Raw genomic sequence first — 22,378 nt, 5'->3', positions numbered from 1 at the left:
AATGGGTGTGCTCATTACATCGGTGCAGGTTCCGTTCATTCGCGGAGGCGGCGAAATCCTCGCGGAAAATCTGAGGGATCAAATCGCATTGCGCGGATACAGAGTCGATCTGTTGACCAATCCGTTCAGGTTTTCGCCTCCTTCAAGTGTGGAAGCATCGATGAACTGGTGGGCTGCACAGGATTTGTCCAGTTTCTGCGCAGGTCAGGTGGACAAGGTCATCCACCTGAAGTTTCCGTGCTATGGCGCTGCGCATCCAGACGCACGACTCTGGTTGCTGCATCAGCATCGCGCTTGCTATGAGCTCTGGGATACCGAGTACGGTCCTGGCGCAAATGCATCTCCTGATGAGCTGAGAGTAAAGGGCCTGGTTCATGAGTTTGACACCCGGCATCTCGGTGCCATCTCCAGACGCTACACAATTGCCGAGACGGTAAGTGAGCGTTTGGAGCGATTCAACGGTGTCAGCTCCAGCCCCATCTATCACCCACCGAAGAATGCGGAGTTGCTGCACACCGGTCCTTCGCTGCCTTACATATTCGCACCATCCCGTCTGGAGCCGCTCAAGCGGCAAATGCTGCTTGTGAATGCCATGGCCAAGGTGAGGTCGCCGCTTCGGGCGATCATCGCAGGGACAGGAGGGGCAGAGGGTGATCTTCGCAGGCGGATCGCCGAACTCGGGCTGCAGGATAGGGTCGCATTGGTTGGTGCGGTCACGGATGAGGAAATGCGTGCCTACTATGCCAACGCACGCGCGGTGTTTTTCGCGCCCTATCGCGAGGACTACGGTTACATCACGCTTGAAGCAATGCTGTCTGCCAAGCCGGTAATTACCTGCAAGGACTCAGGAGGCGTTCTCGAGTTTGTGGAGGACGGCTTGAATGGACGGGTGTTGGATCCCACCGCCGAAGCAGTTGCCGAAGCCATTGAGGCGTATGCCAGTAAAACACTTGCGGTTGAGCACGGAGCTTCCGGTTTTGACCGCTATGCTGCGATGAACGTGAGTTGGGACAACGTAATTTCGACACTGCTTGATTGAATAACCTGGCGAATCATGAAGAAGACGATAGCGATAGTCTCCCCCAGTCCTGTTCCGTTCGTTAACGGTGGAATCGAGAACCTGACTTGGTCTCTTGCCGGTTACCTCAATGGAGCTGGAGATGTCCATGTTGAACTGATCAAGGTCCCCAGCCCCGAGTACGACTTCGAATCGCTGATGACCAGTTATGAGAGGTTCTCGCTCCTGGATCTGACGCATTTCGATTCAATCATCAGCGTCAAGTATCCGGCTTGGATGGTCCGACACCCGGATCATCGTATCTACATGGCACATTGTCTGCGCGGATTGTATGACACGTATCCGGAGCAGCAGATGGGGCTTTCACTTCCAGCAGGTGCGCCGGCTGAGGTTGAGAAGCTGTGGAGTATCGTCAATAGAAAGCATTTCGACAGGTACGATCTTCCTGCGATTTTCGATGCTGCGCAGAAGGTTCTGCGGGAGGGCGGGAATTCGGCGTGGACAGCCTTGCCCAGTCCTCTTGTACGTAGCGTAGTCCACCGGCTTGATGCCATTGCCATGCGTGACGTCTCGGTGTTCAGCGCTATCTCTGCAACTGTGGCGAAACGTAAGTCGTACTTCCCCGCAGAAGCTCAAGTTCATGTCGCCGTGCCTCCCAGCGGCCTGGTTCCCAAGTCACCTGACGCGCAGGACTACATCTTTACGGTCAGTCGGCTGGATGCACCAAAGCGAATCGATCTACTGGTGCAGGCCATGCGGCAGACCAAGGGCGAGACAAGGTTGCTCATTGCAGGTACTGGTCCGCAGCTTTCGGTTCTGAAGCAGCTCGCGGGTGAAGATGCGCGAATTGAGTTCGTCGGCTATGTAGGCGATGAACACCTCGCGGACTACTACAGGAATGCGCTCTGTGTGGCATTTGTGCCGCAGGATGAAGATCTCGGTCTGATCACCCTTGAGGCAATGTCGTCGGGCAAGCCAGTGATCACGACCCGTGACTCGGGCGGTCCGACTGAGTTCGTCGAGGATGGCGTAACAGGTTGGATCTGTGAGCCGACGCCATCATCGCTTTCCGCTGCGTTCAACAAGGCGGCGCTCGACAAGAATCGCACCGCCGAGATGGGACGGGTTGCGCGGGATCGTATCGCTGGGGTCGCAAACTGGCCAAACGTTGCATCTGTCCTGCTCGGCCCAGTTACGTCGACTCAAGCCAATAGCTTTGTCGCCGGGAGCAGATCGGCTCGCGTGAGAAAGCGAATTGTCGTCCTCAGCTCCTTCCCGGTGTTTCCGCCACGCGGTGGTGGTCAGGCGCGTATATTCCACCTTTGGAGAAGAATCGCGAGACATCACGATGTCATTATCCTCGCGCTGACCAGTGCATCCGACGCCATGCTTGATCGGGAGATCGCACCCGGCCTGCGTGAGATCGTTGTGCCAGTAACGCAGGAACAGCAGGATCACGAGCGTGTGGTTTCGCAAAGCCTTGGATGGCAGCCTGCATCCGACGTTGCGTTCGCGATGCGACCAGACCTGACTCCCGAGTATCGAAGAATCCTGCTTTCACTGCTGCCAGATGCTGCCCTGCTGGTTGCCTCGCACCCATATGCGGCAGCAGTGGTCCGCGACGTAGAACTCCCGACTGTATGGTACGAGGCACATAATCACGAGGCGCCGATGAAGCGGGGGATGTACGGGGATACGCCAGGCGCGAACTCTGTGGTCGCCGCGATTGATGAGCTCGAAGGTTGGTTGTGCAAAACGGCGTCAAAGATCGTTGCTGTATCTGACGCTGATGCGCGAGCCTTGGGTGAGCGGCACGAAGTGGCCGCTGATCGTTTCATCATTGCTGTCAACGGTGTTGATCTGGATTCAGTTGCTTTCCGTGATCAGGAGGCGCGAAAGCTGCTTGCTGCGCGCTTTGGATTGCATCGTCCAGTAGCGATGATGCTTGCCAGTTGGCACGGTCCGAATCTCGAAGCCGTGGACGTTCTGATCCGGCATGCTGAGGAACTCAAGCATGTGGATTTCTGCATCATTGGTAGTGCATCCGGCGCATTCAAGGATCGAGTGCTTCCGGAGAATGTTCATTTCCTTGGTATGGTCACGGACGACGAGAAAGATGCGCTGCTCGGTGCGGCAACGTTCGCGGTCAACCCAATGGTATCGGGTGGCGGTAGCAACCTGAAATTACTCGACTATATGGCCTCGGGCGCACCGGTGGTAACCAGTGCATTTGGTGCGAGAGGCACTGGCGTCAGCAGTGCTGAGGCGTGGATCTATGACGGGGAAGACCTGTCGCAGGTTGTACGCAGTCTGCTCAATGCAAGTGGCGAGGATGTCGAAACCAGGGTGCGCCATGGGCGTTCCTTGGTGGAGCGGGAGTTCTCGTGGGATGTTGTTGCAAGTCGTGTGATCAAGTACATCTGAGCGGCATCCTGCAACTGCTTGGAGTAAACGGAATCGTTTACTCCAAGTCATCCTTTCAGTGTTGGCGCCGCTACCGAAGACCTACAGGCGGTCACCATTGATCTGGGCATGCAAAGCTTCAGCTTCATTCGATTGCCTCATGATGGCAATGGCGGTCTCCCGCTCGCATCCGTTACTTAGTCGGCCTAGGAAGTACTCCAGCCCAGCTGGGTCTGGAGCCCGAGCGAGCAGTTTTTCGTACATGGCCGTCACAAAGGCGTTGTCATCTCCATCCTCGATCCAGTACTCGGGTTCGACGTGGAATGTCTTGATGGCGTCGATCTCAAGCAGCCATGTGTCGCGCTCGCTAAGCGCAACTACGTCGAATCCGGCACGGCTGAGCCACCAGCGCGCGGACTCTGGCGTGAAGCTGTTGAAATGGTAGTCCCCGGTATAGCCCTGAGTGCCGAACAAACAGGCGACGATGCTGTCGTGGTAGGCAGGATCACGCGCGTCGTTGGAAGAGATCAAGGCGCATGCGCCGACGATGTTGGGGATCTGGATATGCAATGTGCCTCCAACTCCCAACAGTCGATTCCATTCCTTCAATGTACTGAGGCACTTGGCTCTAGGAATGTGCTCAAGGACGTCATTGGCCAGGATGTGCACGTAGTACTGGGATGGCAGCATTGGAAGACGCGAGGCGTCACTGACCAGGTCCGGGGCGTGGAAATCATTCAGGTCCACGTTCAGAAAATCGGCGCGCTTGTCGAAGCCGCATCCAATGTTCAGCTGTCTGGGAAATGCTGCCGGATCAATGCTCGCACTAGGGTTGGACATGCTAGGGGCCTCTCCTTCAGGGAAGAACAGGGTGTATGCCTGCCATCGCAGGCATACAAGACAGAGCGCTTGCTTGTGATGCCGCCACTATGCCGCAGAAGCCGTTGGAATTCTGTGCATGGGGCGCCGACATCCGGCGCCGTCCTCCAAGCCTTTCAGCGAGCCTGGGTGCTATCGAACCTCGATTGCACTGACCGAGATGCCGAGATCGCGCACATCCTCGGACATGCCCAACGTCTTCGGCGAGATCGGTGAGTCGATCAAGAACTGAACATCGAGCGTTGAGCTGTTCGATGGTATGGAAAGCGTCATCGTTCGTGTTGGTCGCGTTGCCTCAAAACTGTACGTCTCTACAGCCACACCGTTCACGACCGCAGTAACCTTCAGCGAAGGATGGCGTTCGTTGACGAAGGCCTCCGTCCGAAGTACAAGGAGCTTCGCGTTGTCGGGGAGCTTCATTCTCAGGCTGGCGGAGGGCGCTGAACTCCAGCGCCCCCAGGCCTCGGGTGCAGCCCAGCCAGAAAGAAAGACGCCCTCAACCTCGGCAACACTATGTACGCCACGTTGGATAGGCTGGGCAGCTTCTTTAATCTGGGTTGGGGTCAACTCCATGTAGCGTACCCCTCTGCTTCCTGTTGGAAGGACAGGTTCAGCCAGTGCCCGAATTACGGCGTCACTCATCGCGCAACGTTCGCGTCCCAGTACCTGAAGGTCTTCATCGTCCTTGCGGGTCACCAGCAGCTTTCTGCAGTTGGCCCCGACCACAACGCTCGAGAACGGCGTGTCAGTCTCGCCGCGAGTGGAGTAGCGCTCGAAGAAAATCTCCGGCAACGGATCGTATGCCCAAGGCAGCGTGCCTTGAACAAACCGCGAGGCACGCGTCGGAGTGCCTGTGTCCTCGTAACGCCAAGGATTGTATGTGTAAATGTTGTAGGGAATGTACAAGGCGAGGCCGATGGTTGCCATGGCGACCAATGATCGAGGGTGTCGGCTTGCCATCAATGCATCTATCAGGGCAATGATCCCTGGAATGAACAGGCACAGATACCAAAGGCCATAGCGCGCGACATCGACTGTAGCTCCGGCATTGACGTTCTCTGTAGCTGACTGCGCATACAGGTTGAAGGCCAGATAGCTGATGACAAGCGTCATCATCAATGGGGCACGGTAATCGGTGCGTGCGCGACGAACGAGCAGGAACGCGAGCACGAGCAGTGCACCGAGGGGCCAATTGGGGAACAGGCCCACATCCGGATCAAACAGAAATACCGTTCCCCTGATGATTCCTGCCGAATCTGTTGATGCTCCACCGGCAATCAATTGCGGTGTGATTGCACCGTGTCGGATGAAGTAGTAGATCGGGTGGAGCAAGACCAGGCAGCAGCTCAGTACGGCAGGCGGCATCATCCCCCGTAGTGCCTGGGGGATGGAGGATGCACGCCATTTCATCAGGAAATCGGCGAGAACCAGTACACCCGCTGGGGCTGCCAGGCTGATGTTCTGCGTGGATGCCAGTGCTAGGCACACAGCGGCCCAGCCGGGTTGACGGCGCCCGGTAAGCAGTACTGCTCCGCAACCTAGACAGAAGGTAAAGAACTCGGTGTGGACTTTGTTGACAAACCAGAAGATGGGAGACGCAAGCGTCAGGATCATTACGGCAGCTACGCCGCGGGCACCATATGTTCTGAATGCCAACAGCAGCAGGGAGCTGAACATCATCGCGTGCAGCATCAGGAATGATGCGTTGTGCGAAACCGCATATCCCATGAGTCTCACCGGCTCGGCAACGATCGATGCGAGCAGGGGATACATCCAGAAATGATTGAAATCCCATTGCCCGTCCTTGACCAAGGCAGGGAACGACTGCTTCAGCGTGTCGGTGGGCACCATGGACTCGATGGTGCCGCTGAGATAGAGCGTGTCGTACGCGTTCCAGTCGGCTTCGGTCAGATACGGATGCTTGCTGGCACTAAGCGCCACCTCCATCGCGTAGTACTCAGAGCCATCTCCCGTCCGCACGGCTGGCACCTGCAGCAGCAGCCACAGTGTCACGATCGAGATGGCAAGCCATCCCCCCAACGTCACGAAGAGGGAGCGCCAATGCGCGCTCCCGTTGCGGGCCGATACTGCGAGCATTGGTTCAGTTCCTGCCCGTCTTGAGGATCTGAGCGCAGACCTCGCGCCCTTCACGGACTGCGTAATTGGTTCCGCGATCTTCTGGATAAACCTGCGCCATGCTCGTCACGAATACATTGCTGATCGGGGTGCAGCGGCCAGGGATCAACTTTGAGTAGTGCTTCTCTGCAATGGGCTGTGCGTAATCCGCGCGCCATACATGCAGATCCTGAATCCAGCTGCGATCAAATTCCGGGAACATCTTCTGCAGGTGCGGGATGGAGAACTCCACCAGCTCGGCATCACTCATGGTGTACATCGGGTGATGCGGCGGCAGGTACTTGGAGAGGTAAACGATGTGACGACCGCCATAGGAGCTCGGTGGCTCGAAGTTGGTGTGTTCGATGACCCCCACGTAAGGGAACCCGGGGTCGTTGACGTTGAGCCAGTAAGTATCGGACAGGCTACGATCGAGGCTCAGAACCATGCAGACATTGGCCAGGTAACGGATGCGTCGGAGCTTCTGTAGATAGTCGTCATCGGCGACGCCCTCCAGAAGGCCTGCGGAGATCGGCAGTGCTGTGGAGAGAAGCACGTTGTCCGCAGATATGAACTCGCTTCCGACCTGGACGCCGGTAGCGTGCCCCTCGTCAGACGTTACTGCAGTTGCGCCGCTGTTGAGGCGGATCTCGCCTCCGAGCTTGATGATTGCTTCGCCCAGTCGATTGGCCAATTCGGCGAAGCCGCCCTTGTAGTAGGCCAGGACCTCATCCCCGGAGCTGCTGCGACTGCCTCCTCGGAGCACAAGCTTCTTCCAGAACCATACGGCCGAAACGTCTTCGGCAACATCGCCGAACTTTCCGACCAGGAGTGGGTCCCATACAACGTCATAGGCTTTCTGGCCACACAGGTCGATCAACCACTCCTTCGCGCTGAGACCCTCGAGCTGGCGCCAATCCTTGATCGATTTAGCACGGAGCACCGCGACGCCAAGACGGATCCGGTCGATGAACGGCAGCGCCTTGAAGCGGAGCAGGTCCATAGGTGTACTGAGCCGGAAGAACTGGTTGGAAAAGTACATGCCGGTGCGCGTGGGGCGCAGCAGAATGTTGTCGTTCTCTCCCAGCTCTTCAATCAGCTTGAAAATTTCGACGTCGTTGTTGAACCAGTGATGATAGAACTTCTCAAGGACTTCATTCCCTACCTTGAAGCCGCCTGCAAGCCCGCCGAGCTCGTTATCACGCTCCAGGACAATGACGCGCTTCCCAGCCTTCGCCAGTTCGTATGCTGCCGTCAGGCCGGCGAAACCGCCGCCAACGATTGCGGTGTGATAGTTGCTGCTCATGGTTTGGAAGGGTCCGTTGAGGCGCGGAAGGTGACCGCGCGGTTAAGCGAGAACTGCAGAATGAGAACGACGGCCAGCGTCACCAGCTTGGAAACAAGTGGCGACAATTGGAGCACTGCAACCAGCAAGTAAAGCAATGCGCTGGATATCAGGTAGCCAAGCAGGGCGGTGCCGAAGAACAATGCCAAGCGTCGGAGCGTCTGGTCATAGGTCTTGAATGTGAAGTGGCGGTTCAGCAGGAAGCTCACCAGCGTTCCTGCGGCGTAGCCGATTGCATTGGCGAGTTGATAATTCCAGCCGAAATAGATCAGCGTTGTGTAGGTCGTCAGATCCAGTGTGACACCGGTGCCGCCACAGATGGAGTAGATGATGAATTGCTTCAGGCGCGGGTCGGAGGCCAGTGCGCGGATGGAAATCATCGATCCTCTCCCGATGACAGGCTGATGTTTCGAGTCGACTCGATGACAGTCTGCGGGCGACCATTTACATGTAGAAGCACGCGTCCCACGTATTCTCCTATCATGCCGACGGCGAGCAGTTGCACGCCACCAATGATCAATGCTGAGACGATAAGAGACGACCAACCAATTGGCATCGTGTCAACAGTGAACTTTTGGATGACGAAGGCAATGGCGAGCAGGAATCCCAGCGCCGAGAATGCAAGTCCCAGCATGGATGCCACCCGCAGCGGAAGGATGGAAAAGCTGGTTGCCATCTTCAGCCAGAGTGAAATCGACTTGCGCAGACTGTATCCCGACTGGCCGTCGGCGCGAGCGTGGTGGTCGATCGTGATGCTGGTGATGCGACTTGTCGTGGACAGGATCAGGCCATCCAGATAGACGTGTGGACCTGTGAACTTGACTACCTCGTCGCGAACGCCGGAGACCATTGCCTTGAACGGCGACAGGTAAAGTCCTTTCGGCTTGCCCAGCAGCAGGGTTGCCATGATGTCATTGAATGAACTGCCGGCCCGTTTCCACAACGCATGGCGCTTGTTGTGGAATCCCGCATAGCAGACGTCTTGGTCCTCTCCGAGCGCGGCAAGCAGGGCGGGCAGATCGTCAGGCGAGTGCTGAAGATCATCGTCCATCGTAACGATTTTCTTGCCATGCGCCAGCCTCAGCCCTGCCATGATGGCATTGTGCTGACCAGCATTCTTTCTGAGGTTTACAGCCTTGAGCCAAGGGCGTTCGCGTGCCAGTTCGACGATGACATCCCATGAACGATCAGGGCTGCAGTCATTGACGAGTATCACCTCAAACGAGTCGCCGAAACTGAGAGGTAACGTTTGGCCCAGCTTCGCCGCCAATGCAGGCAGGATCGTCTCGCTACGGTAAACGGGGATGACGACCGAGAGTTCAAGAGTCGGATCGGGGGCCATAGTACTTCTGCAGTAGTCGAATGATGTAGCCGGGATTGATATCAATCCCCAGTTTGGGAGCCAGTTCCTGCATCAGTGATGGATCCGGAATGGCGCCACCGCCTTTTTCAACGTTGGAGCGGAGGGCTTGTACGCCAAGGAGCTCCTCCAGGAGATCAACAAGGAGGCTCATGGTGATCGTCTCAGGTGGCGCGATTTCGTACGTGCGATGCTCTGATCCGCTGACGATCAATGATTTTGTCACGGCGGCTACATGCTCGACATCAACGAGGCAACGCAGGGCATGCGTCCATATCGGAATCACCTGGCCTGATTTCAGTTTGTCAACCAGAAAATTTGTCAGTGTGTTGGGATTGGATGTTCGTCCAACTACTTGAGGGAGTCTAAGAATCAAGTGCTCCGGGTGCTGGGCGACACGTCGTTCCATGGCGAGCTTGTGCTTTGCATAGAAGCTTGCTGCTCTGTCCGGGTCGGAAATGCTGCAGGTGCTGAAATAGATAAAGGCGCCAGAGCAACGTTCCAGATGGCTTGATAGTAGATCCGCCTCACGCTGGAATGCTTCCGGCTGCGACTCATGGGAATTCGATACGCCGGAAGCAAACAACACAGCGTTATGGGTGCTTACCCATTCAGGGCTGAATGCGGAGGCAAGCAGCCCGTTACCCACGATCATGCCCAGCTCCTTGCCGACGCCGAAATTCCTGCTTCCGATGTAATCTGCATCCTCACTTGTTCCCGGCTCGTCCGTATTGATCCTCGAAACGGACGATATCATCCTCCCCCAGGTAGCTTCCGGACTGCACTTCGATGAGTTCCAGCGGCAACTTGCCCGGATTCTTCAGGCGGTGGGTCACACCCAGTGGAATGTAGGTACTCTGGTTCTCGCTCAGCAGGATCACGTCATCGCCACGGGTGACTTCCGCGGTACCGCTCACCACGATCCAGTGTTCGGCACGGTGGTGATGCATCTGCAGGCTCAGGGTTGCACCCGGCTTGACGGTGATGCGCTTGACCTGGAAGCGTGCGCCATTATCGATGGAGTCGTAGGCGCCCCAGGGGCGATAAACCTTGCGATGCGCCGCAGCTTCGCTGCGCCCATCACGTTTGATCTGGGCGACGATCGACTTGACGTCCTGCACGCGATCCTTGTGACCGACGAGAACAGCGTCATCGGTTTCAACAACGACTACGTCCTCCAGTCCCACCATCGCGATCAGGCGGTTGCCGTAGGCGTAGCTGTTACGGCAGTCCAGCGCGATCACGTCACCGTGGCAGGCATTTCCATCGGCATCCTTGTCGGACACATCCCACAGCGCGGACCACGAGCCAACATCGTTCCAGCCTGCATCCATTGCCACGACCGCGGCATCGCTGGTCTTTTCCATAACGGCATAGTCGATCGAATCGCTCGGGCTGGCGGCGAATGCGTCGGCGTCCAGCCGCACGAAATCAGTATCACGCGCGGCCTTCTCGAGCGCACTGCGGCAAGCGACGAGAATGGCCGGTTGCAACCGCTCCAGTTCCTGCAGGTAGCGCGATGCCTTGAACAGGAACATGCCGCTGTTCCAGAAGTACTCCCCGGAAGACACATAGCCTTCGGCCGTCGCCAGATCGGGCTTCTCCACGAACCGCTCGACGGCGCGTGCACCTTCGCCGGGGCCCGCCTTGATGTAGCCATAGCCTGTTTCCGGCGCGGTCGGCACGATGCCGAAAGTGACCAGCTTGCCGGCATCGGCGGCGCTGGCAGCTTGGGCAACCGCAGCGTGGAAGGCATTCTCGTTGCGCACGACGTGGTCCGAGGGAAGCACCAGCAGCAGAGCGTCGTCGTTCTCCGCCAGGACCTGCAACGCGGCGATCGCGATGGCCGGAGCCGTGTTGCGTCCGATCGGCTCCAGGATCAACGCCTGCGGGCGCACATTGCACTCGCGCAGCTGCTCGGCGGCCATGAAGCGGTGCTCCTGGTTGGCCACCACGATCGGCGCCTTGCCGGCGATGTCCGCCACGCGCTTCCAGGTGGCCTGCAGCATCGTGTCCTCGCCGACCAGCGGCAGGAACTGCTTGGGATAGGCTTCACGCGACAGCGGCCAGAGGCGCGTGCCGGAGCCGCCGGAGAGGATGACGGGAACGATGGGGAGCATGGAGTCCTTCCTTACTTAACTTAATGATGAGCCGGGCTGCCGCCGATCAGGGCGGTAAGTTCCTGGGTGCGTCGCGCCAGCAGCACGGCGTCGCCTCGGGTTTCGATGTTCAGGCGCAGCAGTGGTTCGGTGTTCGAGCTGCGCAGGTTGAAGCGCCAGTCGGCGAACTCGGCGCTGACGCCGTCGGTATGATCCAGCAACGGTGCGTCGGCCTGGTAGTGGGCAAGGACGTGGGCCACCGTCGCCTTGGCGTCTTCCACGCGGAAGTTGATCTCGCCACTGCAGGGGAAAGCCTTCACCCGGTCCGCGACCAGTTCGCCCAGCGGGGTACCGGTCTGCGAGACCAGTGCGGCGATCAGCAACCAGGGAATCATGCCGGAGTCGCAGTAGGCGAAATCGCGGAAATAGTGGTGCGCACTCATCTCGCCGCCGTAGATCGCATCTTCGGCGCGCATGCGTTCCTTGATGAAGGCATGGCCGGTCTTGCTCATGATCGGCACGCCACCAGCCTGCTGCACCTGCTCGATGGTGTTCCAGGTCAGGCGCGGGTCATGGATGATCTTGCCGCCCGGCTGGCGCGCGAGCAGCGCGGTGGCCAGCAGGCCGACCAGGTAGTAGCCCTCGATGAAGTTGCCATCGGCGTCGAAGAAGAAGCAGCGGTCGAAGTCGCCATCCCAGGCGATGCCGAAGTCGGCACCGTGTTCGCGTACCGCGTCGCGGGTGGCCGCGCGGTTTTCCGGCAGCAGCGGGTTGGGAATGCCGTTGGGGAAGCTGCCGTCGGCCTCATGCTGGATGCGGATGAATTCGAAGGGCAGGTGCGGGGCCAGTGCGTCGATCACCAGGCCGGCACCACCGTTGCCAGCGTTGGTGACGATCTTCAGCGGCTTCAGGCTGGCGACATCGATGTAGCCGAGCAGGTGCTGGATGTAGGCCGATTTGTCGGCATCCTGGCTGACCGTGCCGTGACCGTTGCCCAACGGCGCGTCGGAGGCCGCGAAGTCGCGGATGTCGAACAGGCCGGTATCGCCGCTGATCGGCTTGGACTGTTCGCGCACCAGCTTCATGCCGTTGTAATCCATCGGATTGTGGCTGGCAGTAACCATGATGCCGCCGGCAGCCTGGCGGTGGAACGTCTGGAAGTACACTTCCTCGGTGCCGCACAGGCCGATGTCGATGACATCGCGGCCACTTGCGGTGAGCCCTTCGATCGCGGCCTGCAGCAGCTCCGGGCTGCTCAGGCGGATGTCATGGCCGACGATGACCGGTCCCGGCCCCAGCAATGCCGCCGTGCCTGCGCCGATGCGCTTGGCCAGGTTGGCGTCGAGTTCATCCGGAACCCGACCACGGATGTCATAGGCCTTGAAACACGGGAGCGTCATCAATGCGGTCCTAACTGGGGTGACCGCCGATTATAGCGACAGGCTCCGCCAAGGCGGGTAATCCTGTCCAGCATCCTTGCCGGTCGGGAAAAAACCAGGAATCGCATAACTCATTGATTATGCGATTCCTTTGCTGGGATCAGCCGAGCGCCGCTTCCAGCTCCGGCAGGATCGTGAACAGGTCACCGACCAGGCCGATATCTGCGATCTCGAAGATCGGCGCGTCGCCGTCCTTGTTGATCGCCACGATGGTGCCGGCGTCCTTGATGCCGGTCAGGTGCTGGATCGCGCCGCTGATGCCGACGGCCACGTACAGCTCCGGCGCGATGATCTTGCCGGTCTGGCCGACCTGCAGGTCGCTGGGCACATAGCCGGCATCGACCGCGGCGCGCGAAGCGCCGACGGCAGCGCCGAGCCTGTCGGCCAGCTGGAAGATGACCTTGAAGTTCTCCTCCGAGCCGACGCCACGGCCACCGGAGACCACGCGCTTGGCGCTCTGCAGGTCCGGGCGGTCGCTGGCACCGGCGGCCAGGCCGACGAAGCGGGTGTGGGTCGGCAGCGGGGCGTCGACGCTGGCCGCTTCGACGGCGGCACTGCCACCCTGGGCGGCTTCCGGCCAGGACGCGGCACGCACGGTGGCAACCACGACCTGGTCGGCCGGGGCTTCGACGGTGATGATCGCGTTGCCGGCGTAGATCGGGCGCTTGAAGGTGTGGCTGCCTTCGACGCTCATCAGGTCGGAGACCTGGTTGACGCCGAGCAGGGCCGCCACGCACGGCATCAGGTCCTTGCCGAAGGTGGTCGACGGGCCGAACACGTGGGTGTAGCCCTTGGCCAGCTGTGCGATCTGCGGCGCCAGCACCTGGGCGATGGCCTGTGCATTGGCGGCGTTGGCCACGGTCAGGACCTTGGCGACGCCGGCGATCTTTGCGGCGTTAGCGGCGACAGCGGCCGGGTCGGCGGCCAGCACCAGCACGTCGATGCTGGCGCCGCTGATGGCGGCGGCGGCGCTGACGGTCTTGGCGGTGGCGGCATTGAGCTTGCCGTCGTGGTGCTCGGCGATGACGAGAATCTTGCTCATTACAGCAGCCCCTTCTGCTTGAGTGCGGCAACCAGTTCGGCTGCGTCCTTGACCATCACACCCTTGCTGCGCTTTGACGGCGCAGCGTAGTGGGTGGTCTTGAAGGTGTCGGCGGCTTCAACGCCGAGGTCGGCCAGCTGCAGGGTCTCCAGCGGCTTGGCCTTGGCCTTCATGATGTCTGGCAGCTTGATGAAGCGCGGCTCGTTCAGGCGCAGGTCGGTGGTGACCACCGCCGGCAGGTCCACTTCGAGCGTTTCCAGGCCGGCATCGACCTCGCGGGTGACCGTGGCCTTGCCGTCAGCGATCTCAAGCTTGCTGGCGAAGGTCGCCTGCGGACGGCCCCAGAGCGTGGCCAGCATCTGGCCGGTCTGGTTGGCGTCATCGTCGATCGCCTGCTTGCCCAGGATCACCAGGTCCGGCTGTTCCTTCTCGATCAGCTTGAGCAGGGTGCGGGCGGCGGTCAGCGGCTGAATGGCCTGATCGGTGACGACGTGAATGGCACGGTTCGCGCCCATGGCCAGGCCGTTGCGCAGGTGCGCCTGGGCGTCGGCCGGTGCGATGGTCGCAACCACGACTTCGCTGGCGATGCCCTTGTCGCGCAGGCGCAGGGCTTCTTCCAGGGCAATTTCATCGAAGGGATTGGGGGACAGCTTGACGCCGTCGGTGACCACGCCGGAACCGTCCGGCTTGACCTGAATGCGGACGTTGTAGTCCACCACGCGCTTGTACGCGACGAGGATTTTCATCTGGTACGGGGTCCTTGTAGTGCCGGCCGCTGGCCGGCTCACATTTGCTGGGGGAACATCCGGTCCTGCAACAGCAACCGGTTCGGGGGTGGGATCCCGATTCTAGCGGGTGGCGTGGCGCCATGCGAATGCGTATGGTTTTGTTGCGATGCCGCAAAATCCGCGAGGCCATGCGTCTTGTTCACGGTGTGAAGGCAGTCGTGAAGGTGCCTCCGATGTATCCTGTCGCGCTGAGTCGGGTTGCCGGGTGCGGCCCACATGGATCATCAACAGGAGAACATGTAGTGCCCACATGGCTTGTCACCGGCGGTGCCGGATTCATTGGCGGTAACTTTGTTCTCGAAGCGGTCGCCCGTGGCATCAAGGTCATCAATCTCGACGCACTGACGTACGCAGGCAATCTGAAGACCCTGGGTGGCCTGGATGGCAATCCCGACCACGTGTTCGTGCAGGGCGATATCGGTGACCAGGCTCTGGTCGCCGGCCTGCTGGCCGAGCATCGGCCGGAGGCGGTGCTGAATTTCGCTGCAGAAAGCCATGTGGACCGTTCGATCGATGGTCCGGGCGCCTTCATCCAGACCAACGTGGTCGGCACCCTGGGCCTGCTGGAAGCGGTGCGCGACTACTGGAAGGCCTTGCCGGCCGAGCAGCGTGCGGCCTTCCGCTTCCTGCACGTGTCCACCGACGAGGTCTACGGCACCCTGGGAGAAACCGGCAAGTTCAGCGAGACCACGCCGTATGCCCCGAACTCGCCGTACTCGGCGTCGAAGGCTGCGTCTGACCATCTGGTCCGCGCCTTCCACCATACGTATGGACTTCCGGTGCTGACCACCAACTGCTCCAACAACTACGGCCCGTATCACTTCCCGGAGAAGCTGATTCCGCTGGTGATCGCCAAGGCGCTGGCCGGTGAGCCGCTGCCGGTGTATGGCGATGGCAAGCAGGTGCGCGACTGGCTGTTCGTGTCCGACCACTGCGAAGCCATCCGCACCGTGCTGGCCAAGGGCCAAGTGGGTGAGACCTACAATGTTGGTGGCAATTCGGAGAAGCAGAACATCGAGGTCGTGCAGGCGATCTGCGCGCTGCTTGATGCACGCCGCCCGCGAGAGGATGGCCAGCCGCGCAGCAGCCAGATTACTTACGTGGCCGACCGTCCGGGGCACGACCGCCGCTATGCGATCGACGCCTCCAAGCTGAAGAACGACCTCGGCTGGGAACCGGCCTACACCTTCGAGCAGGGCATCGCCTTTACCGTTGACTGGTACCTGGGCAACCAGGAGTGGGTCAACGGCGTGCTGGATGGCAGCTACCGCCTGCAGCGCATCGGCACCGCCGCTTGAACCCTGGAGATCTCATGACCCAACGCAAGGGCATCATTCTCGCCGGTGGCTCCGGCACCCGGCTGTATCCGATCACCAAGGGTGTCAGCAAGCAGCTGCTGCCGGTGTACGACAAGCCGATGATCTACTACCCGCTCAGCGTGCTGATGCTCGCGGGCATCCGTGAGGTACTGATCATCAACACCCCGCACGAGCAGGCGCTGTTCCAGCAGTTGCTGGGCGACGGCTCGCAGTGGGGCATGGACATCCAGTACGCGGTGCAGCCCAGCCCCGATGGCCTGGCGCAGGCCTATCTGATCGGCCGCGACTTCGTGGCTGGCAAACCGAGCTGCCTGGTGCTGGGAGACAACATCTTCCACGGGACCGGCCTGCGCGAGGTGCTCAAGCGCGCCGACCAGCGCGACGCAGGTGCCACGGTGTTCGGTTACTGGGTGAATGATCCGGAGCGCTATGGCGTGGCCGAGTTCGACAAGGACGGCAGAGTGATCGATCTGGTCGAGAAGCCGGAGAGTCCGCGTTCGAACTATGCTGTGACCGGTCTGTACTTCTATGATGGAAACGCCAGCGAGTATGCAGCCGAGTTGAAGCCTTCGCCGCGTGGCGAGCTGGAAATCACTGATCTCAACAACCGCTACCTGGCCGAAGGCAATCTGCACCTTGAAGCATTGGGCCGCGGCTACGCCTGGCTGGATACGGGTACCCATCAGTCGTTGCTGGAAGCCTCGAACTTCATCGAGACCATCCAGACCCGGCAGGGCCTGCAGGTGTGTTGCCCTGAAGAGATCGCCTACGGGCAGGGCTGGATTGATGCGGCCAAGCTGGAAGAACTCGCTGCACCGTTGAGCAAGAACGGCTATGGCCAGTACCTGATCAAGCTGTTGCAGCGTGGTGTCGTGCCGTGAGAGTCATCGAGACGAGTCTGGCTGGCTGCAAAGTGATCGAGCCGAACGTGTTCGGCGATGCCCGTGGATTTTTCTTTGAAACGTGGAATGCCGACCGGTTTGCGGAGGCGGGCCTGGAACGCGGCTTCGTACAAAGCAATGTTTCGTCGTCAAGCAGAGGCGTGCTGCGTGGCCTTCACTATCAATGGCCGCGCCCACAGGGCAAGCTGATTTCGGTGCTGCAGGGTGAGGTCTATGACGTCGCAGTGGACATCCGCCGCGGCTCGCCGACCTTCGGGCGCTGGGAGGCGGTGGTCCTGAGCGCCGAAAACAAGCGACAGTTCTGGATTCCGGAAGGGTTCGCGCACGGCTTCGCTGTGCTGTCTGAAACGGCGTTGTTCAACTATCTCTGCACCGATGTCTACGTAAAGGAGGCCGATGCTGGCATCCGCTGGAATGATGCAGACATCGCCGTGGACTGGCCGATAGGTGCGCCGATGCTTTCGGCCAAGGATGAGAGTGCGCCGTTCCTGAAGGACATTGCTGGGGATCGTCTGCCGGTCTACAGGCCATGAAACTTTTGGTGTTGGGCGGGAATGGTCAGGTGGGGCAGGAACTGCTGCGCGCACTGGCGCCATTGGGCAAGGTCGTCGCGACCACCCGTAGCGGTATCCTGCCTGATGGTAGTGCCTGCGAAACTGCCGATTTTGGCCACCCTGACAGCCTCCCGGCACTGCTTGACCGGCTGCAGCCGTCAATCGTGGTCAATGCGGCCGCCTATACGGCAGTGGACCGCGCCGAACAGGACGCAGACGCGGCTTTTTCGGCCAATGCGCTGGCACCGGGCGTAATCGCGCGTTGGTGCGCGCTGCAGGGCGTGCCGTTCGTGCACTACTCCACGGACTATGTATTCGATGGACACGGCACGCAGCCATACCGCGAGGACGAACCCACCGCACCGCTGGGCGTGTACGGCGCCAGCAAGCGTGATGGCGAACTCGCCGTGCGTGCAGCGGGCGGACGCCACCTGATCTTCCGCACGGCGTGGGTGTATGCCTCGCACGGCGCGAACTTCCTGCGCACCATGCTGCGGGTCGGCACCGAGCGCGACACGCTACGGGTGGTGGCCGATCAGGTCGGCACGCCGACCCCTGCAGCATTGATCGCCGATGTCACTGCGCTGGCATTGCAGCACCCGGGCCAGTTGTCAGGTACCTGGCACCTGACCGCCACCGGGCAGACAAGCTGGCACGGATTTGCCGAGGCGATCTTTGCAGAAGCTGCCGCCATGGGGCTGCTGGACAGGGTACCCGTGGTGGAGGCGATTCCCAGTTCCGAGTACCCGGCTTCGACCCCACGTCCCGCCTGGTCGGTACTGGACAATGGCAAGCTGCAACGGGATTTCAGCATCGCGTTGCCGGCGTGGCAGGCCGGGCTGAAGCGCGTGATGGCGGAGATCGCGCACAGCTGAGTGTCCGCGCAATTGCTGCGGTGCACCCCAGCATCCCGATAAGGTCCGGCTAGAATGCGCTGATTCTTTCCTGCAGGGCTGTAGAGATGGGACATGCAAATTCCGGCAGCAAGCGCTTCGCCAGCGCGGCGGACGCCCTGCAGGGGGTGGTCGCCGATGGCCAGACCCTGGCCGTGGGCGGATTTGGCCTGTGCGGTATTCCAGAGGCACTGATCGCCGCCCTGCGCGACAGCGGTGCCAAGGGCCTGACCGTGATTTCCAACAATGCCGGCGTCGATGGTTTCGGCCTCGGCCAGCTGCTGGAAACACGGCAGATCAAGAAGATGATTTCGTCCTACGTGGGCGAAAACAAGGAATTCGAGCGGCAGTTCCTGGCCGGCGAGCTGGAGCTGGAGTTCAACCCGCAGGGCACCCTGGCCGAGCGCCTGCGTGCTGGCGGTGCGGGCATCCCGGCATTCTTCACTGCCACCGGCTATGGCACGGTGGTGGCCGAAGGCAAGGAAACCCGCGAGTTCGACGGCAAGCACTACGTGATGGAGACCGCGCTGCGCGCCGACGTCGCGCTGGTCACGGCCTGGAAGGCCGACGAAGCTGGCAACCTGGTGTTCCGCAAGACCGCGCGCAACTTCAACCCGGCCTGCGCGATGGCCGGCAAGGTCTGCATCGTGGAAGTCGAAGAGGTCGTGCCAGTTGGCAGCATCGATCCGGACCAGGTGCACCTGCCGGGCATCTACGTGCACCGCATCGTGCACAACGCACATCCTGAAAAACGCATCGAACAGCGCACCATCCGCGCGGAGGGCAACTGACATGGCGTGGACCCGTGACGAGATGGCGGCCCGCGCTGCCCAGGAGTTGACCGATGGCGCCTACGTGAACCTTGGCATCGGCCTGCCGACGCTGGTGGCCAATCACATCCCCGAAGGCGTGGACGTGTGGCTGCAGTCGGAAAACGGCCTGCTTGGCATTGGCCCGTTCCCCACCGACGCTGAAGTCGACGCCGACCTGATCAATGCCGGCAAGCAGACCGTGACCGCGCGGGCTGGTGCCAGCTATTTCGGCAGCCATGACAGCTTCGCGATGATCCGTGGTGGCCACGTCAACCTGGCCATCCTCGGTGCCATGCAGGTGACGGCCAAGGGCGATCTGGCCAACTGGATGGTGCCCGGCAAGATGGTCAAGGGCATGGGCGGTGCGATGGATCTGGTGGCCGGCGTGCAGCGCGTGGTGGTGCTGATGGAGCACACCGCCAGGAACGGCGAGCACAAGATCCTGTCCGAATGCACGCTGCCGTTGACCGGCGTCGGTGTGGTCGATCGCATCATCACCGACCTGGCCGTGTTCGACGTCACCGATGCCGGTCTGGTGCTGGTGGAAGCGGCGCCAGGTGTGGGCGACGAGGAGCTGAAGGAGAAGACCGGCGTGGCGTTTGCGCGCAGCTGACGCCTGGGCCTCAGCGTCCTCGGGCGTAAGCATATTCCGAGGAGGAAGCGCGCGGGGGAGCGCCTTCCACCTCGGAGGTGTCGGCTACAGTGAACCCGGCAGCGGACACCACGGCTCCGGTCGCACGTTCGATGGCATGCGCCAGCGTGCCATCGATCTGCCCGGCTTCGGCGTCGAACATGCTCGGCAGCAGATGGGCATCGAGCAGGGGGCGCAGCGCCGGCAGGCGTACCCAGAACATGCTGCCGGACGCGAACTGTCCATCGCCGGGTGCACTGTCCAGGCCCAGCAATGCCCAGAGCCGCTCCATGCGCAGTGCATTGCCGCCGATGTAGTCGGCCACCTTCAGCAGGTGGCCTGCCGGAGCCATCAGGCCGATGCGGGGATCGGCCTGCAGATGGGCCAGGTTCGCAGCAGCCTGGGCAGGGCCCAGCAGCGCGTCGACCATCTCGCGCCGCCACTGGTCGCCATTGTCACGATGGCTGGAGCGCTTGGTATGCAGCTTCAGCACCAGTGATTCATCCTGCCGCAACAGCCGGTCGGCTGCGTGCAGGAACGGCAGGACGTCACGGCCGTGGTTGTCGTAGACCCAGATTTCAGCGGCCAGGCCCTGCGCATCGACGATCGACTGCACCTGTGCCTGACGCTCCCCTGTGGTGGTGATGACCAGGCGTGCCTGCAGCCCACTGTCCTTCACCGCCTGCAACAGCTCCGGCAGCGCATCCAGATACCACGCGTGGATGACGATGCAGGGACGCGACGGAGCGGCCTGCGGGGGGAACAGCGCGCGCCGGGTGGCATGCAGCCAGGCATGCCCGAGACGGGCATCCGGTTCAAGAACGGCGCTTTCCGCCCATTCGTTCCAGGCATTGATGAACACCAGGCGCCGAGCGGGCGCTACATCACGCAGGCGCTGGTGCACCGTGTCGTGCAACCAGTCGCTGTAGCCACGCGGAGACGCATGCAGTAGAACACGGCCGCGGCCGGGTCGGCGGGCCTCGTTGTCCCAGCCCGGGTTGACGCCTGGATAGAGCGGATAGTCCGGCAGCGGTGCCGTGCGCATCTGCGCAGCCAGCTCGCGCCAGTCGCGCACGTCGCCTTCGTAGTCGGGGTTGAGCAGGAACTGGCTGGTGTTCAGCTGCCGTGGCGCGGCGATGTTCGGCGGGAACTCCACAGCGGCATCGAAGCCGATTTCGCGCGGATCCGGTCGCTCGAAACTCTGCACGTAGGCCAGGTGGATCTCGCCGATGTCATTGTCACGGCACCAGCCACGCCAGCGCGCCGCCGTAGCCTTGGGATCGGGCAGCAACTGCGGCCGGTACAGCAACAGCACCGGTCGTCCCTCGACCTTCAACGCACGCGGGTCGCGCAGGTAATCGGCAACGTGGGCGATGAACGCCAGGTCATCCTCGGCACTGTGCTGTTGGCCGATCAGTACGTCCTGGTTGCGCCCATCCCAGCGCCGGGTCCAGTTCTCGTTGGCCCAGCACAGGCAGAACGGCAGTTCAATCGTGCTGTCGGCCAGCCATTGGCGCAGGGGCTGCTCCATCAGCGTGTGGCCACTGAACCAGTAGAAATAGAAGCAGAACGCGCCGATGCCATGGTCGGTTGCCAGCCGCGCCTGCGCGCGCAGTGTCTCGCCAACACGAAGGTCATAAAAGCCCAGGTCGCCGGGCAGGCGCGGCTGCACATGTCCCTCGAACTGCGGCAGGGCACGGCTGACGTTGCGCCATTCGGTGAAGCCCTTGCCCCACCAGGCATCGTTCTCTTCGAACGGATGGAACTGCGGCAGGTAGAAGGCCACCAGCGTGGCCGGCAGTGTGGCCGGCAATGGCGCGTCTTCTGCGGCGGCGTAGCCGATTGCCCGCTCATCGGCACGCAGCAGTGCACGCGCCCCATCGGCTGCTGCGCCGACACGGCCGCGCGGCGGAGGAGGGCTCCAGCTGCCGATGCGGTCCAAGCCCCTGTTGCGAAGGCGATCACGCAGCGATGCGGGCATCGGAAGAGCGCGGAACAGCGCGCGCAGCACCGAGAAGCTGAGCTGGCGGATGCCGGACGCAGCGTGACTCATGGGTGGAACCTGGCAGGAAGGGAGCTGCGCATCATGGGGGACCAGCGGTGGGGCTGAGTCCATTTTCCGGTAAACGTTGCTTCAACGGCAAATCGGTCCGGTGCTACTGTGCCACCATGCTGCTTCCTCTCGACCTTCCTGACGCCGATGTCCAGCACCTGCCGGGCTGGCTGGCTGCGGCCGACGCGGACCGGCTCATATCTACGCTGGAGGCTGATGTGCCATGGGACGTCCATCGCATCCGCATGTTCGGCAACTGGGTGGATTCACCGCGGCTGAGCTGCTGGATCGGCGACCCACAGGCCCGCTACCGTTACTCCGGTGCCGAGTTCGTGCCGCACCCCTGGCCACCTGTGTTGCAGGCCCTGCGTGAGCGCCTGCAGGCCGCGGGCGTCGGTCGCTTCAACAGCGTGTTGCTGAACCGCTATCGCGGCGGCACTGACCATATGGGCTGGCACAGCGATGATGAGCCCGAACTGGGCCCGGCGCCGGTGATCGCGTCGCTGAGCCTGGGGGCCGCCCGGCGTTTCCTGCTGCGGCGGCGAGATGACACGACGCGCAAGGCCGAGTTCCTGCTTGGCCATGGCGATCTGTTGCTGATGGCCGGACAGACCCAGCGGTTCTACCAGCACGCACTACCGAAGATGGCACGGGTGCAGACAGAGCGCATCAACCTGACGTTCCGCTGGATTGCGCCGCGCTGATGGGCGGCCGCCGGGCATGGCC

At 61.3% G+C, this 22,378-nt stretch carries 20 protein-coding genes; 9 read left to right on the top strand and 11 right to left on the bottom strand.

Translation table 11 applies throughout. The features are described from left to right. Nucleotide 1 precedes the first annotated feature (1 nt). Together N5C18_RS10380 and N5C18_RS10375 are read left to right on the top strand one after the other, a co-directional pair. Nucleotides 2-1,039: a glycosyltransferase family 4 protein gene (locus N5C18_RS10380; protein ID WP_053508787.1), complete on the top strand. Its 1,038-nt coding sequence runs from the start codon at nucleotides 2-4 to the stop codon at nucleotides 1,037-1,039. A gap of 15 nt (nucleotides 1,040-1,054) precedes the next feature. Beyond that, entirely contained in the window at nucleotides 1,055-3,442 is a 2,388-nt protein-coding gene (locus N5C18_RS10375) for a glycosyltransferase family 4 protein (RefSeq protein ID WP_049446220.1), read from the top strand. An 81-nt stretch (nucleotides 3,443-3,523) separates the two neighbouring features. On the opposite strand, the gene N5C18_RS10370 is transcribed toward N5C18_RS10375, so the two are convergent. The 10 genes from N5C18_RS10370 to N5C18_RS10325 all read right to left on the bottom strand — a co-directional run bounded on the left by N5C18_RS10370 (nucleotide 3,524) and on the right by N5C18_RS10325 (nucleotide 14,446). Next, a complete protein-coding gene (locus N5C18_RS10370; protein WP_279944471.1) occupies nucleotides 3,524-4,261 on the bottom strand; it encodes a DUF4214 domain-containing protein in 738 nt (245 codons plus the stop codon). Nucleotides 4,262-4,432: 171 nt separating this feature from the next. Next, nucleotides 4,433-6,397 (bottom strand): hypothetical protein, encoded by a 1,965-nt coding sequence (locus N5C18_RS10365; RefSeq protein ID WP_279944470.1) that lies wholly within the window; start codon nucleotides 6,395-6,397, stop codon nucleotides 4,433-4,435. Nucleotides 6,398-6,401: 4 nt separating this feature from the next. Continuing rightward, nucleotides 6,402-7,721, bottom strand: a complete 1,320-nt coding sequence (locus N5C18_RS10360) for an NAD(P)/FAD-dependent oxidoreductase (RefSeq protein WP_049446215.1) — start codon at nucleotides 7,719-7,721, stop codon at nucleotides 6,402-6,404. Further along, nucleotides 7,718-8,140: a GtrA family protein gene (locus N5C18_RS10355; RefSeq protein WP_049446213.1), complete on the bottom strand. Its 423-nt coding sequence runs from the start codon at nucleotides 8,138-8,140 to the stop codon at nucleotides 7,718-7,720. The genes N5C18_RS10360 and N5C18_RS10355 overlap by 4 nt, the downstream gene beginning before the upstream one ends. Then, nucleotides 8,137-9,102, bottom strand: a complete 966-nt coding sequence (locus N5C18_RS10350; protein WP_049446212.1) for a glycosyltransferase family 2 protein — start codon at nucleotides 9,100-9,102, stop codon at nucleotides 8,137-8,139. The genes N5C18_RS10355 and N5C18_RS10350 overlap by 4 nt, the downstream gene beginning before the upstream one ends. Next, nucleotides 9,080-9,775: a hypothetical protein gene (locus tag N5C18_RS10345; protein ID WP_049446210.1), complete on the bottom strand. Its 696-nt coding sequence runs from the start codon at nucleotides 9,773-9,775 to the stop codon at nucleotides 9,080-9,082. Before N5C18_RS10345 ends, N5C18_RS10350 begins: the two co-directional genes overlap by 23 nt. A gap of 52 nt (nucleotides 9,776-9,827) precedes the next feature. Then, nucleotides 9,828-11,240 carry a mannose-1-phosphate guanylyltransferase/mannose-6-phosphate isomerase gene (locus N5C18_RS10340; RefSeq protein ID WP_279944469.1) on the bottom strand — a complete coding sequence of 471 codons (1,413 nt, stop codon included), beginning with the start codon at nucleotides 11,238-11,240 and terminating at the stop codon, nucleotides 9,828-9,830. A gap of 20 nt (nucleotides 11,241-11,260) precedes the next feature. Next, a complete protein-coding gene (locus N5C18_RS10335; RefSeq protein WP_049446207.1) occupies nucleotides 11,261-12,619 on the bottom strand; it encodes a phosphomannomutase/phosphoglucomutase in 1,359 nt (452 codons plus the stop codon). Nucleotides 12,620-12,758: 139 nt separating this feature from the next. Next, nucleotides 12,759-13,700 (bottom strand): electron transfer flavoprotein subunit alpha/FixB family protein, encoded by a 942-nt coding sequence (locus N5C18_RS10330; protein ID WP_279944468.1) that lies wholly within the window; start codon nucleotides 13,698-13,700, stop codon nucleotides 12,759-12,761. Beyond that, complete coding sequence (locus N5C18_RS10325) at nucleotides 13,700-14,446, bottom strand: electron transfer flavoprotein subunit beta/FixA family protein (protein WP_008267872.1); 747 nt, start codon at nucleotides 14,444-14,446, stop codon at nucleotides 13,700-13,702. The genes N5C18_RS10330 and N5C18_RS10325 overlap by 1 nt, the downstream gene beginning before the upstream one ends. 284 nt (nucleotides 14,447-14,730) lie before the next feature. Here N5C18_RS10325 and rfbB point away from each other — a divergent pair, with 284 nt between their 5' ends. The 6 genes from rfbB to N5C18_RS10295 all read left to right on the top strand — a co-directional run bounded on the left by rfbB (nucleotide 14,731) and on the right by N5C18_RS10295 (nucleotide 19,581). Next, on the top strand, nucleotides 14,731-15,786 hold the full coding sequence (gene rfbB / locus N5C18_RS10320; RefSeq protein ID WP_049459256.1) for a dTDP-glucose 4,6-dehydratase: 1,056 nt from the start codon (nucleotides 14,731-14,733) through the stop codon (nucleotides 15,784-15,786). Nucleotides 15,787-15,800: 14 nt separating this feature from the next. Continuing rightward, nucleotides 15,801-16,688 carry a glucose-1-phosphate thymidylyltransferase RfbA gene (gene rfbA / locus N5C18_RS10315; protein ID WP_279944467.1) on the top strand — a complete coding sequence of 296 codons (888 nt, stop codon included), beginning with the start codon at nucleotides 15,801-15,803 and terminating at the stop codon, nucleotides 16,686-16,688. After that, a complete protein-coding gene (rfbC, locus tag N5C18_RS10310) occupies nucleotides 16,685-17,242 on the top strand; it encodes a dTDP-4-dehydrorhamnose 3,5-epimerase (protein ID WP_049446198.1) in 558 nt (185 codons plus the stop codon). Before rfbA ends, rfbC begins: the two co-directional genes overlap by 4 nt. Beyond that, nucleotides 17,239-18,138 carry a dTDP-4-dehydrorhamnose reductase gene (rfbD, locus tag N5C18_RS10305; RefSeq protein ID WP_049459254.1) on the top strand — a complete coding sequence of 300 codons (900 nt, stop codon included), beginning with the start codon at nucleotides 17,239-17,241 and terminating at the stop codon, nucleotides 18,136-18,138. The genes rfbC and rfbD overlap by 4 nt, the downstream gene beginning before the upstream one ends. An 86-nt stretch (nucleotides 18,139-18,224) precedes the next feature. Beyond that, a complete protein-coding gene (locus N5C18_RS10300; RefSeq protein WP_279944466.1) occupies nucleotides 18,225-18,947 on the top strand; it encodes a CoA transferase subunit A in 723 nt (240 codons plus the stop codon). Between the two features lies 1 nt (nucleotide 18,948). Further along, nucleotides 18,949-19,581, top strand: coding sequence for a CoA transferase subunit B (locus N5C18_RS10295; protein WP_049446193.1), 633 nt, complete (start codon nucleotides 18,949-18,951; stop codon nucleotides 19,579-19,581). A 10-nt stretch (nucleotides 19,582-19,591) separates the two neighbouring features. Here N5C18_RS10295 and N5C18_RS10290 read toward each other — a convergent pair whose 3' ends face one another. After that, complete coding sequence (locus N5C18_RS10290; protein ID WP_279944465.1) at nucleotides 19,592-21,652, bottom strand: glycoside hydrolase family 99-like domain-containing protein; 2,061 nt, start codon at nucleotides 21,650-21,652, stop codon at nucleotides 19,592-19,594. Nucleotides 21,653-21,768: 116 nt separating this feature from the next. On the opposite strand from N5C18_RS10290, the gene N5C18_RS10285 reads away from it, so the two are divergent. Continuing rightward, nucleotides 21,769-22,356, top strand: a complete 588-nt coding sequence (locus N5C18_RS10285) for an alpha-ketoglutarate-dependent dioxygenase AlkB (protein ID WP_049459251.1) — start codon at nucleotides 21,769-21,771, stop codon at nucleotides 22,354-22,356. Nucleotides 22,357-22,378: the final 22 nt, after the last annotated feature.

Source organism: Stenotrophomonas sp. GD03930 (assembly GCF_029839665.1).
In the GTDB taxonomy this organism is placed as follows: domain Bacteria; phylum Pseudomonadota; class Gammaproteobacteria; order Xanthomonadales; family Xanthomonadaceae; genus Stenotrophomonas; species Stenotrophomonas forensis.
This window is presented reverse-complemented; position numbering and strand designations above follow the sequence as displayed.